The organism is Thermonema lapsum (assembly GCF_011761635.1).
GTDB classification, from domain to species: domain Bacteria; phylum Bacteroidota; class Bacteroidia; order Cytophagales; family Thermonemataceae; genus Thermonema; species Thermonema lapsum.
Genome location: NZ_JAASRN010000007.1, coordinates 27,228 through 40,545 on the forward strand (window position 1 = coordinate 27,228; position 13,318 = coordinate 40,545).

Here is a 13,318-nt window from a genome sequence, read left to right on the forward strand (position 1 = left end):
CTTATCTTGCCATATCGTTGTTATTGTAGACGCCAAAATTACAAGTAATATGAAATCTTTCTTGAAGTACACCTTAGCTTCCATGCTTGCCATAGTGTTGGTTGCACTGTTGGGTGTTTTTTTGTTGGGAGGGCTTGTAGGCGCCGCGTTCGATGCAGAAGAAGTAGTGGTAAAAGAAAAGTCGGTATTGGTGCTGCCTTTAGATGCACGCTTCCGCGAGCGCACGCAGGACAATCCTTTTGAAGAATTGAACCTGCCCGTGCCTTTTGCCGAAGGGGGGAGCATCGGTCTATTAGATGCCTTGCAGGCAATTCGACAAGCCAAAGAGGATGACAATATACAGGCAATTTGCTTGAAAGGAGGTCTTGCCATGGCGGGCATGGCTACTCTCGAAGAACTGCATGATGCTATTATAGACTTTAAGAAGTCGGGCAAAAAAGTGTATGCCTATGGCGACCTATATTCCGAAGGTGCCTATTTGGTAGCCTCGGCTGCCGACAGCATCTACCTAAATCCTGTGGGATTGGTTGAGTTCAATGGCTTGCGGGTAGAGGTGGTTTTTCTGAAAAAAATGATGGAGAAATTAGGCATAAAGCCCTTGGTCTTTCGAGTGGGGCAATTCAAAAGCGCTGTGGAGCCTTTCTTGCGCGACAACATGAGCGAAGAAAACCGCTTGCAGCTTACCGAGTACCTGAATAGTATCTATCAAGTTTACTTGGAAAAAATAGCAAAAAACCGTAGTAAGCGTGTGGAAGAGTTGCGTGCCATTGCCGACTCCATGCTAGTGCGTTCTGCCCAAGATGCACAGCGCTTGGGCTTGGTGACCCACGTGGCATATGCCGATGAGATGGAAGAAAGCCTTAAGAAAGCCATAGGTGCAGAAGATAAAATCAATTACATTTCGGTGAACAAATACATAAAAGCCAAACAAGGAGGGGGTAAGACAACTAAAAACCGCATTGCGGTCATTGTGGCAGAAGGCGAAATAGTGGACGGACAAGAGAACTTAGACGTCATCAACGGCGAAGAGATAGCCAAAGAAATAAAGAAGGCTCGCGAAGACAAAAATGTAAAAGCCATTGTATTGCGTATCAACTCGCCCGGTGGTAGCCTACTGGGTTCCGACAAGATGTGGCGTGAGGTAAGTCTCACCAGGGGAGTAAAGCCCATTGTGGCGTCTATGTCTGATTTGGCGGCTTCGGGGGGGTACTATATAGCAATGAATTGCGATACCATAGTGGCACGTCCTACCACCCTGACCGGTTCTATTGGTATTTTTGGAGTACTTTTTGAAGCCCACGAGCTGCTCAACGACAAACTGGGCGTAACCACTGAACAGGTAACCACTGGCAAGTATTCCGATTTAGCCAATCCCACGCGTCCTATCCGTGAAGATGAAAAAGCCATCATTCAAGCGCAAATAGAGCGTGGCTATGAGCTGTTCACGACTAAAGTTGCCGAAGGTCGCAAAATGCCCCTCGCGAAAGTATTAGAGGTGGCTTCGGGTAGAATATGGAGCGGTGTACAAGCAAAAGAACGTGGTTTGGTAGATTTGCTGGGTAGCTACGACGACGCCGTGCGTATTGCTGCCACTATGGCGGGCGTGGGCGATGACTACCGGGTGCGTTTTTATCCCGGAAAAAAAGCTTGGATAGAGAAATTGCTCGGAGGCGCCCATGCAAAAGCCCTGTTGGCGGAAGCGCTGGAAGAATACCGCTTATTGATTTCACCTTTAGAAAAGGTGAAACGCTGGGAGGGAGTGCAGGCGCGCCTGCCTTTCGAGCTGCGCTTTCTGTGGTAAAAAAAGCAACCGCCGATGCAAAAAAGGAGGAAGATTGGCGGTTAAAGTCTGCCGTAGGTAAAAGCCCTGCGGAGAAAGTAATGGGTTTCACTATCGGTAAAGTAAGCCTTCAGAGCGCAGGGGAACTTTTCTCTTTATACGCTCTGAAGGCAAGTTTTTACAAGCCCTGTGCAGTTTTTACTTTGTGCAGCTGCACGATAAAATCGAGGATGTGCTAGATACTCTAAAATCCGAAAAAATGATTTTAAACACAGAGAAAACCAAGAGTCAGTAGGTTCATGAAGTCCTTTGTGTGCTTTGTGTTTAAAAGTTTCGGAAAGTAGAGTTGTTTTGGTACAATTTGGCAACAATTCTAATAAATGCTACCACTCTTTACGAGCGATTTCACGCTCTTGCTCTCGTTTTTTGATGGTTTCCCGTTTGTCGTAGAGCTTTTTACCGCGTGCCAGAGCAATCTCTACCTTTGCCCAGCCACGGTCGTTGATATAAAGACGGGTAGGAATGAGGGTAAGTCCTTTTTCTTCGAGCTTTTCTTTGAGTTTGCGCAGTTCTCGTTTGTGTAACAGCAGCTTGCGCGGACGCATGGGCTCATGGTTGTAGTGCCCGCCTTGTTCATAGGGCGAAATGTGCATGTCTTTTATCCACAGTTCGCCCTTGTCGAAGTAGCAATAGGCTTGCTGCAGCTGCACTTTTCCCAAACGAATAGATTTGATTTCCGAGCCGGTCAAAACAATGCCGGCTTCATAAGTGTCTAATATGTGGTATTCGAAGTAAGCCCTTTTATTCTTGATGTTTACGCTCTTCGAGAATTCAAACTTTTTCTTTGATGACATAGACATTCCTTTATGGTTTTTGTTCTTGATGGGAAGAAGAACGCAGCATGCGCACGGCAAAGAAGAGTGTAGTAGAAATGCCTGCCAACCATAGAATAGATGCTATTAAGTCTATGGTTTGCCCTTTTTCGTAAGCGTTTGGTTTAAACTCAAAACGCACTTTATGTTTTCCAGCGGGGATACGCAATGCCCGTAGCACGTAGTTTGCCCGCAGGATGGGCACCTCTTTCTCATCGATGGTGGCTTTCCAGCCTTCGGGGTAGTAGATTTCCGAAAAGATAGCCAGTCGCTCGCGCTTCGATTGCGTTTCATATACATAGCGATGTGGCTCTTGGCGTACAATGTGGATGTATTCGCCTGAGTCTATGGGGGCTGGCTCCAGCCCTTCCAAGGCTGTTTGATATTCTTTGCGCAGCACGGCTTCAGTGGCAGGTTGCAGGTCTTTCAGTGTGCGAAACTCTTCGTCTGCATTGTTTGCCCACTGCCAGCGTTCTACCCACCAGGCAGCTCCAAGTGCCTTTTCGTTACGCTGTACTTGTTTTTGCCCTTCGGGCGTTTGCACGATGATGTACTTGGTATTGAGCATATCGTAGATATGCCATTGCTGTTGGCTCAAATAACCTTCAATCAGGTCTTGATAGATACGCAACTTGGCACCATGATAGCCCCCTACGGAATTGTGCCAGTAAGAAGTAGTGGCATCGTTGAAAGGGCTTACAGTCAGATTAAGCACGCGATAATAGCTTGTATCTTTCAATATTTGCTTGTCTGTGTCGGTGGCTTGCCAAAAGCGCTCTCTTTCATACTTCGAGCGGAAGTCTTCCTTGTTCAAATACTTTTTGTCCACTGTCCAAAGGTCAATGAGACAAAGCAAGGCTAAGCCCCACCAGACAGCCTGTTGTTTTGGATGGCGCACCAGCCACCACAGCAAAGCGCTCCCCAGTGCAATAAAAATCACACTGCGCCATGCATCGGCTTGCATCATAGCTTGCCTGTCGCTGCGTATGGCTTCTATAATGCTCCATGCCGTAGATTCATTGCCAAAGACTTGCGCAAGGTAGCCCATAAGCCGGTTGTCTTGTGGCGCTGAGAAACTGAAGAACACGCCCCCAGCAACTGCCAGCAACAACGCCAAGCCTCCCAAAGCAGCAGCAGCGTAGGTCAGCATACGCAGGTTACGAGCTTGCCATTCTGCATTTAAACCTTGCTGTTGCCACTCTTTCCACCAGAGCGCTATCATCAAGCCCATGGGCAATGCCAGCAGGGTGAGAGTCATGGTAACCGCCCGGAATTTGTTGAAAAGCGGAAAGTAGCGGAACATCAATTCATTGAACCAAAGCCAGTTTTTTCCCCAGGCAATCATAAGCAAAAGCACAACCGAAGCCATTGCCCACCAGCGCAGCGGATGGCGGCTACTCAAAAATGCAAATAAGAATATCAGCAAAAAGACAGCACCCAAGTAAGCGGGACCGGCAGTGAAAGGTTGCTCGCCCCAATAGAGGGGAATTTGCCCTACGAAACCAGCAGCTGCCGAGGGGGGAACGCCTGCCCGCACCAATGCTTTGTATGTGTGGGACTGAGTGTCCAGTCCGCTGGTGCTGCCACCTCCCATAAAGTGGGGAATAAGCAGCGTAAGGCTTTCTGTCTTGCCATAACTCCACTGAAAGGCATAGTCCATATCCAAGCCGTCCCTTTGGGAGGCAGCTGCTTGCAGTGAATCTTTCTTTTCGGGGTAAACAATGGCAAGAGGCGAGTTTGATAGCTCCGATTTTCCGCGGATAGAATAGCGGCTGTATTCATAAGTAGTGAGCAGACGAGTGCTGTAGGTACTCAACGCCAAGCCGGCAGTTGCTACAAGCAGCAGAGAAGTGTAGAGAAAGGACTTCCATGCCTTGGCACGCAATTGCAAGTACAATTCAAAAAAGAAATACAGCAGCAGCATCAATGCTCCGTAGTAGCTGATTTGTATATGATTGCTATAAAGATGGATAGCCGTAAAAAACAGCAACAACGACAGTGCCAAGAGGCGGTAGGCATTGTTGTGTTGCCGGTAGGCATAAATAACACTACCCACCATAGCGGGTAGGGTGGCTATGGCAATGACTTTAGATATATGTCCCGCCTCAATACTGATGATGTTGTAACTTCCGAATGCATAGGCAAGCGCACAGACCACTGCCACTGCTGGTGAGGCACCCAACAAGTAGGCTGCCAAGTACATGCACAGCATAGCCCAAAATAGGAAGTTGGCAGGGTTGAGCCCCATGTCAAAGAAGAGCATGCGCCCAATGGTAGAGGGAAGGCTTGTGGGGGTCTTCATATACACAAAGTAGCCGGGCATACCACTGAACAAGTTGTCTGCCCATAGCGGCTGTTCACCTGTTTGACGGTGGAACAGTTCGTTTTGGTGCGAAGCCCCTTCGCCTTGCAGAATATCGTGCTGAAGCAATATCTTGCCTTGCAGCACTTCGGGCATATAGACGATGGCTATCAGCAGAAAAAGCAGTGCAACCCCTATGTGAATGCCTATGCGTTTCAGGTTCATATGTAAATGACGGTTTGGTTGATGGCTATAGTTGTGAAATGGATGCCGTATGGGCAGCAAGCGGCACCAAGCGGTCTTCCTGCAAGACAGGAACCACCTGGTAAACATCTTCCTGCAGGCAAAAATCGATGTCTTTCTCTATGCCCAAACGCTTGAGACGTTGCACATGAGAACAGTGGTGCATGATTTCCATTTTGTTGTGCCGATGCAAGCGATACAGGTCGGCAGCTATGAGTGCGGCGTCATCTTCGATGTAGGCTTCGGGCATGCCGGCAACAATGGCACCGGCAAAGAGCGTATCTTCCATATTGACGCGCCCTTTCCAGCCGGCACATAATAACAGTACGTCTTTTTTGAATCTTCGCAAAGCATCAATAACCGCTGATTTATTCAGAAATGCCCCTACTAAAATATGGGCTGCTTTGCCTTTGGCTGCTTCGATGGCAGTGGTGCCGTTGGTGGTGGTTACGGCAATGGTCTGCCCTTTGAGTGCCTCCTGCATATAGCTGAAAGGCGAATTGTCCAAGTCAAAGCCCTCTACTTTTTGTCCGTTGCGTTCACCGGCTGCCAGTAAGCCTTTTTGTTGCCATTGGCGGCACTCGGCTATTTCTTTTACCGGAATGATGGCTTCTATACCATGTGCCAATGCGGTAACCATGCAAGAGGTAGCACGCAACACATCGATAACCACCACACACTTGCCCCCGGCATCGTAGTGCGGGAGCAAATCAGGCGACATACATACTTCTATCTTCATGCGCTTGACTTAGTTCTGCTTTTTGATGAAAGGCGGCTTGACTACTTCAATAGCCAGTTGGCGACCCCGTACATCTATGTAGAGGTGAGTGCCCTCGACTGCCAGTTCCACAGGCAGGTAACTCAAGCCAATGCCTACATTGAGCGAAGGAGACAGTGTGCCCGAAGTTACCTTGCCCACTACTTCGCCCGATTGGTTCTTTATTTCAAAGCCCTGACGTGGCACTCCTTTGTCTATCATTTTAAAACCGGTGAGCAGACGTTTGATGCCTTCTTCTTTTTGTTTTAACAGAATTTCGTCGGCAACGAAGCGCTTGCTGAACTTGGTAACCCAGCCCAAACCGGCTTCGAGTGGCGAGGTGTGGTCGTCGATGTCGTTGCCATAGAGGCAATAGCCCATTTCCAGACGCAGCGTGTCGCGTGCGCCCAACCCCGCCGGCTGTATATTGAACGCCTTGCCGGCTTCGAAAATAGCATTCCATACGTCTTCGGCATGTTCTACAGGCACATACAATTCGAACCCCCCTGCGCCGGTGTATCCGGTTGCCGAAATGAGGACTTCGCCCACGCCGGCAAAAGTGCCAATTTCAAAATGGTAATAGGGGATGCTTTTTAAATCTGTATCGGTAAGGCGCTGTATTGCTTCGGCGGCGCGTGGTCCTTGCACAGCAAAAAGGGCTACCTGCTCTGAGATATTGCGCATCTGAACCTGCGGGAAGCGCTCAAGCTGAGTCTGCAGCCAGTTCCAGTCTTTTTCGATATTGGAAGCATTGACCACCAGCATGTATTCTTGTTCGTCGAGGCGATAAATGAGCAGGTCATCCACGATGCCGCCATGCGCATTGGGTAGGTAGGAGTACTGCGCCTTGCCGATGCTTAGCTTGGAAGCATCGTTGGCACTTACCCACTGAATGAAATCTAAGGCTTGTGCACCGCTTACCAAGAACTCACCCATGTGAGAGACATCGAACACCCCTACGTTTTCGCGTACATTTAGATGCTCTTGTTTTTCGGATGTGTATCTTACGGGCATCAAGTAACCCCCAAATTCTACCATCTTGGCACCCATGGTTTGGTGCAGCCGTTCCAATGGTATGTGCTTCAATTCTTGTGTTTGCATAGATTGCTGTTTTCGGAAAGACAGTTTTTCAAAAATAGAAATAATCGAATGAAAAACACAGAACCTTTTCTTTCGAAGATAAGTCTTAGCCCTCTGCGTTGGACGGCAGGCGTACCTTGAAGCTTTTGCGGTGCCAAGGAGTCATACCATATTGCGCAATGGCACGCTTGTGAGCCGACGTAGGGTAACCTACATTGCTTTCCCAGCCATACTCAGGAAATTGCTGTGCAAGACTCTTCATTAGGTTGTCGCGATACACCTTTGCCAATATAGAAGCCGCTGCAATAGAAGCATACTGGCTATCGCCTTTTACTATACACCGGTGGGCTACGAAAGGGTAGGGCTTGAAACGGTTGCCATCCACCAGTATCAAATCGGGGGGAGGTGAAAGCCGGGCAAAGAGCTCATCCAACGCGCGGTGCATTGCCAGAAAAGTAGCTTGCAGTATGTTGTAGCGGTCTATCTCTTCGACCGAAGCTTCGGCAATGGCATAAGCGATGGCTTGTGCGCGTATAGCTTTTGCCAACTCAATACGCTCTTGTTCTTTCAGTTGTTTGGAATCATTGAGGGAAGGCAGGCAAAAGGAATCAGGAAGCACCACCGCAGCAGCTACTACTGGACCGGCTAAGCAACCACGCCCCACCTCATCGACGCCTACCTCTATGCACTCTTGAGTATACCGTGAAAGCAACATGCCAGAACCATCAGCTAATGAATAATAGAATGCCCAAAGGTACACAGAAAGCTCGGCAGCAACAATGCCACTACCGGGTAGCATCCTTGTTTTTTTGAATATCTTTGTTTGGCTATCAACTAAAAAAGTCGATGGACAAAACCGCCTCTTCTTATTGGGACACTCCCATTGCATACCTCAAAGGGGTAGGACCACAGCGGGCTCAGATGCTCAATACCGAATTGGGCATTTTTACCTTTCGCGACCTGCTTGAATTCCTGCCTTTCCGCTACGAAGACCGCACGTCTTTTGCTACGGTCAAGGAGCTCACGTCCCAAGAAGAAAAATATGTACAACTGAAAGGTATGATACGGGGCATGGAAGAGGCAGGCAGTGGTGCCAAACGTCGCCTCATTGTTTATTTCTACGACGGCACTGGTATCATAGAATTGGTGTGGTTCAAAAAAATAGATTGGATTAAAAAACAACTGAAGCCCGGCATTGAATATGTGGCTTATGGACGCGTGCAGCTGTTTCAAAACACCTATACCATGCCGCACCCTGAAATAGAGCCTTATCAGGGGGATGACAAGCTGGGCTTGCGACCGGTGTATCACAGCACCGAGAAACTCAAACGCAAAGGCTTGGACAGCCGCGGCATCAGCCGCCTGATAGCAAACCTGTTGCCTGCAGCTTTGCCCCATGTGCAAGACCCTTTACCTCTTTCTATTCGGCAACGTTATGATTTGCTGCCCAAAGCAGAAGCCTTGGCACAACTACACTTCCCCAAAAGCAGCTACCTGCTCGAGCAGGCTCAAAAACGCATGAAGTTCGAAGAAATATTTTTCTTTCAGCTCTATTTGGTGCAGGCTAAAATCTATCGTAAACAGCATTTTGCAGGGCAAATTCTGGATAAAGTGGAGCTTTCGCGCCGCTTCATAGAAGAAGTGCTTCCATTTCGCCTGACCAATGCACAGCGTCGTGTGCTGCGTGAAATTTATGCCGACATGAAGTCAGGCAGGCAGATGAACCGCTTGGTGCAGGGCGATGTAGGCAGTGGTAAAACGGTGGTTGCCTTCATTGCTGCACTCATAGCCATAGACAGCGGCGCACAGGCTTGCCTGATGGCTCCCACCGAAATATTGGCAGACCAGCACTACAAAAGCTTTTGTGAATTTGCCGAAAAACTGCCGGTCAAAGTAGCCAAACTTACGGGCTCTACCCCCCAAGCCGAGCGGCGTGCTTTACTTGCCGGGCTACAATCCGGCGAAATTGATTTGCTGGTAGGCACACATGCCCTTATCGAAGACAGCGTGCAATTCAAGAACTTGGGGCTTAGCATCATCGACGAGCAACACCGCTTTGGCGTAGAACAGCGTTCTAAGTTGTGGCAAAAAAATGAAGGCATACATCCGCACGTGCTGGTAATGACAGCGACCCCTATTCCTCGTACGTTGGCTATGACCTTTTACAGCGACTTGGATGTATCGATAATTGATGAATTACCCCCCGGGCGTAAACCTGTACGCACCATTCACCGCTACGACAAACACCGCCTCAGCGTCTTTGGGTTTGTGCGTGAGGAGCTGAAAAAAGGTAGGCAAGCATATTTTGTTTATCCGCTCATTGAAGAGTCGGAGAGCTTAGACTTGAAAGACCTGATGGATGGCTATGAAAGTATCCGCAGGGCATTTCCCGAGTACCACGTCAGTATTGTGCACGGGCGCATGCGCCCCCAAGACAAAGATTATGAAATGCAGCGTTTTGCTCGTGGCGAAACGCAAATCATGGTAGCTACTACCGTTATCGAAGTGGGCGTGAATGTGCCCAATGCCAGTGTGATGATTATTGAAAACGCTGAGCGCTTCGGCTTGGCACAGCTGCATCAGCTGCGGGGTAGGGTGGGGCGTGGCGCTGAGCAGTCCTATTGCATATTGATGACAGGCAATCAATTGAGCACCGAGGCGCGCCGCCGCATACGTACTATGGTGGAGAGCAACGACGGCTTCGAAATTGCCAATGTGGATTTGGAAATACGGGGTCCCGGCGACATCACCGGCACGCGTCAAAGCGGATTGAACCTGATGTTTACCAACTTGGCGAAGGATTATCCTATCATTGAGAAAGCAAAAAAAGCAGTGGAAGAGCTGTTGGCAGCCGACCCTACCTTGCAAGCCCCTGAACATGCGCTGCTCAAGAAGCATGTGCAAATGCAGGCAGCCGAAAAGCTGAATTGGGCACGCATTAGCTGATACTCAGTGGGGCTTATTAGTATTTTATGCCCATTACTATCACGTCATCGATTTGAGGGCTTTTGCCTCGCCAACGTTCAAAAGTAGCAAATAAAATGTCTTTTTGTTCTTGCATGCTGTGGTCTGATATATCGATGAGCAGGGCTTCGAAACGTTGCTTTGAGAACTTCTTACGAGTAGATTCGTTGAATTGATCCACAAAACCATCGCTGAACATATACAGTTTGTCGCCGGGGTGAAGTGCAATGCTAATCTCTTCGAAATGTTTATGTTGTTGGGTGTAGCCGGCAATGAGCTCGCGTCCGGTTTCCCAGCATTGCAATTGTTTATTGCGTATGAGCCATAGTGGTCGCTCTGCACCGGCAAATACAAGTTGATTTTGCTTTTTGTCAATCTTGCAGAGTGCCAGCACCATACCGTCATAGTTTTGTCTTTGTATACGCCGGACGTTGCTTTGCCCAAGCTGGGCACGCAAGTAAACATCCAATCGCTCGAGTACTTCTTTAGGCGTATCGGTTCTTTGCTGAATAATGACACTGTCTAATGCATTTTTTGCCAATAAAGCCATAAAAGCGCCCGGTACCCCATGACCGGTGCAGTCGCCTACAGCCACCCACACCGTATGGTCTTCTTCGTATAACCAGTAAAAGTCCCCGCTGACTACTGCCTTGGGCAAATAAAGTACAAAGCCATCCTGAAAGAGGCGTTTGAGCTCTGTTTCATCTGGGAGCACCGCTGTTTGTATGCGCTTGGCATATTGCAGGCTGTCCATCAGGCTCTGATTGAGTTGCGCCATATATTCTTTTTGCATTTGTAACTCTATGGTGCGCTCTTGCACGCTGCTTTCCAGAGTGGATGATAGGCGCTCTACTTTGTTGAATGCATCGGAGAAGATTTGCGCAAGAGCGATGGACTGCGTCAGCAGGAACAGAAACATGCCCAGCGAAGTGGTATTTCCGTAAGGCAAAGGCAAAACTCCCAAGAAAAACAGTATTTCCAAACTCATCAGCAATGCGATGAGAACATAACCAAGCATAATCCAAGAAGCGCCGCTGCGTTTTTTATGCCACGCTTTGTAGGTGAGGATAATCGCATAAGTATAGCTGAATGCAAGCATCAGGTAAATTGGCGGCAGCAGGTAGCCATAAATGTAAGCGGGTGTTAGCAGTACCGTCAGGCTCATCAAAGCAGACAAAAGCAAGATGACGCGCTCTACTTTCCACCTGGTTTCTTCTGGAAAAAGACTGTGGATGAACAAAACGATTAAGGAAGCCCCTAGAAGGACAGTCAGCACTTCCACCCGTAATAGCAGGGCAAATGAAGCCGAAGGCATAAGGTCAAATACCAGTTGTGTGCCAGAGTTGACCACCGGCAAACGGATGAGAAAAAGCAAGCATGCCAAAGCAAGGCAAAGAACTGCCTTTTTTTGGTAGGTAGGCATGAAAAAATAAAGCATCAAATGATAGAAAAACATGAAAAAAAGCGCCCCCATGGAAAATATTTCCCAATTGCGGGCATGCTTGAATTTCTTTTGCATCAGGGGGCGGCTGCCTATCATAAGCGGGAGGTATATGCCCGAGCGGTTGTAGTGAAAATTGCTTATCTGAATCACTATCTGCAGGGTATCGCCCAACGACTTGGGTATTTCCACCCACCGACGACGGTAGTCGGCGACTTCTGTTTCTCGCTGGCTGCTTGGTATGCCCCCTTGTGCGAGTGTATCGCCATTGACAATGAGGCGATAAGCACTGCTTATGTTAGGGATTTCCAGCATCCATGACTCCTCACAAGCAGGAAGCAACACTTGGGTGTAGTAAGTACCATAGCCAAACACACTGTAACCGTAGTTGCTCCAGTCAGCGGGCAAAAACATGAGCGTGTCGGCTTTTTGCCGGGCAGCTTGCGCTGGCAACAGGTATTGCTGCCAAAAAAAAGCCCACGGTCCTTCGAGGTTTTGAATCTGTAAGCTGTCTTTTACCAACATTAAGGGGGCGTAGTTTTGCCCATATAATGGCAAACCAACAGACATTAGCCCAGCATAAAACAATAGCCATATGTGCAAAAGACGCGCTTGCATCACCGGTCCACTTCACCCATCACCAAATCCAAAGAACCGACAATAGCCATGAGGTCTGCCAGCATCACTCCTCGGCACAACTCGGGTAGCACCGACAGGTTTACAAAGCATGCCGAGCGTGCTTTGCAGCGAAATGGGATGTCGCTGCGCCCGTCGCTACGAAAGAAAAAGCCCAGCTCCCCCTTGGGATTTTCGGCACGTACATAAAAATCCATTGCCTTGGGACGTATTTTTTTCGGAACCAAGGCTTGTGGGTCGAAGTCAGGGCTTCGTTTATATTCTTTTTCCAGTTTTTCTATGCACTGCTCTATGATTTTCACCGATTCGTAACACTCCATTAGGCGCACCCATGTGCGGTCCCAGCAGTCGCCCACACGACCAGCAAGTCCCTGCCCAATGGGAATATCGAATTCCAATTCTGGATAGACAGAGTAGCCTTCGACGCGTCGCAAATCATAAGCCAGCCCCGAGGCGCGCAACATGGGACCGCTCACCCCATAGTTGATGGCTACGGGCAGCGGCAAAATGCCTACGTTGGCAGTGCGCTCAATGAATATCTTGTTTTCTATGAGCAGTTGTTTTACTTCATCGAGTTTAGGTTTTAAATAACGTGTAAGTTCACGGCATTGGCTTTCGAAGCCGGGCGGCAGGTCATAAAATAAACCACCTATCCATAGGTAATTATACAGCATACGGGCACCGCTGACCCACTCGAGCAAGCGCAAGATGTGTTCACGGTCGCGCATCAACCACAAGAAAGGGGTGAAGGCGCCGATATCGAGTCCGTAGGTGCCAATAGCAATAAAGTGAGAAGCCAAGCGATTGAGCTCTGCTACCAACACTCTGATGTATTCTACCCGCTTGGGTATTTGTTCATGGATACCAAGCATACGTTCCACGCCCATTACAAAGGCGTGTTCCGAGTTCATGGATGCCACATAATCCATGCGGTCCACAAAAGGGATAATCTGATTATAGGGTAAAGACTCGGCATGTTTCTCAAAGCAACGATGCAAATAGCCAATGTGTGGTACCACTTCTTTGACTACTTCGCCGTCGGTAAGCACTTCCAGACGCAAGACCCCATGCGTAGAGGGATGTTGTGGACCTATGTTTAGCAGCATTTCTTCTGTGTGCAGACGGCTCTCATCTATTTTGTTGGGCTCTGAAGCAGAGAAGTGGCTGTCTTGATATTGGTACTCTATAGGACGCTTCATAGAATAACCCCCGGCTTGTGGATGTACTAAAAATAAGGATTTTT

At 48.6% G+C, this 13,318-nt stretch carries 9 protein-coding genes; 2 read left to right on the forward strand and 7 right to left on the reverse strand.

Annotation, left to right across the window (positions count from 1 at the left end; genetic code table 11):
- Positions 1-49 precede the first annotated feature (49 nt).
- Positions 50-1,801, forward strand: a complete 1,752-nt coding sequence (sppA, locus tag FHS56_RS11375; protein ID WP_166920928.1) for a signal peptide peptidase SppA — start codon at positions 50-52, stop codon at positions 1,799-1,801.
- 362 nt (positions 1,802-2,163) lie between these two features.
- Here the strand turns inward: sppA and smpB are convergent, their stop codons facing one another.
- The 5 genes from smpB to FHS56_RS11400 form a co-directional block, all read right to left on the reverse strand.
- Positions 2,164-2,634: an SsrA-binding protein SmpB gene (smpB, locus tag FHS56_RS11380; RefSeq protein ID WP_166920978.1), complete on the reverse strand. Its 471-nt coding sequence runs from the start codon at positions 2,632-2,634 to the stop codon at positions 2,164-2,166.
- A 10-nt stretch (positions 2,635-2,644) separates the two neighbouring features.
- Positions 2,645-5,179 carry a YfhO family protein gene (locus FHS56_RS11385; protein ID WP_166920930.1) on the reverse strand — a complete coding sequence of 845 codons (2,535 nt, stop codon included), beginning with the start codon at positions 5,177-5,179 and terminating at the stop codon, positions 2,645-2,647.
- A 25-nt stretch (positions 5,180-5,204) separates the two neighbouring features.
- Positions 5,205-5,936, reverse strand: coding sequence for a 2-phosphosulfolactate phosphatase (locus FHS56_RS11390; protein WP_166920932.1), 732 nt, complete (start codon positions 5,934-5,936; stop codon positions 5,205-5,207).
- A gap of 9 nt (positions 5,937-5,945) precedes the next feature.
- Positions 5,946-7,055 (reverse strand): glycine cleavage system aminomethyltransferase GcvT, encoded by a 1,110-nt coding sequence (gene gcvT, locus FHS56_RS11395; protein ID WP_166920935.1) that lies wholly within the window; start codon positions 7,053-7,055, stop codon positions 5,946-5,948.
- 85 nt (positions 7,056-7,140) lie between these two features.
- Positions 7,141-7,749 carry a ribonuclease HII gene (locus FHS56_RS11400; RefSeq protein ID WP_166920980.1) on the reverse strand — a complete coding sequence of 203 codons (609 nt, stop codon included), beginning with the start codon at positions 7,747-7,749 and terminating at the stop codon, positions 7,141-7,143.
- 131 nt (positions 7,750-7,880) lie between these two features.
- On the opposite strand from FHS56_RS11400, the gene recG reads away from it, so the two are divergent.
- Complete coding sequence (gene recG / locus FHS56_RS11405; RefSeq protein ID WP_166920937.1) at positions 7,881-9,980, forward strand: ATP-dependent DNA helicase RecG; 2,100 nt, start codon at positions 7,881-7,883, stop codon at positions 9,978-9,980.
- Positions 9,981-9,996: 16 nt separating this feature from the next.
- On the opposite strand, the gene FHS56_RS11410 is transcribed toward recG, so the two are convergent.
- Both FHS56_RS11410 and FHS56_RS11415 read right to left on the reverse strand, forming a co-directional pair.
- Positions 9,997-11,964, reverse strand: coding sequence for a PP2C family protein-serine/threonine phosphatase (locus tag FHS56_RS11410; RefSeq protein WP_166920939.1), 1,968 nt, complete (start codon positions 11,962-11,964; stop codon positions 9,997-9,999).
- Between the two features lie 92 nt (positions 11,965-12,056).
- Positions 12,057-13,274: an NADH-quinone oxidoreductase subunit D gene (locus FHS56_RS11415; protein WP_166920941.1), complete on the reverse strand. Its 1,218-nt coding sequence runs from the start codon at positions 13,272-13,274 to the stop codon at positions 12,057-12,059.
- Positions 13,275-13,318 lie beyond the last annotated feature (44 nt).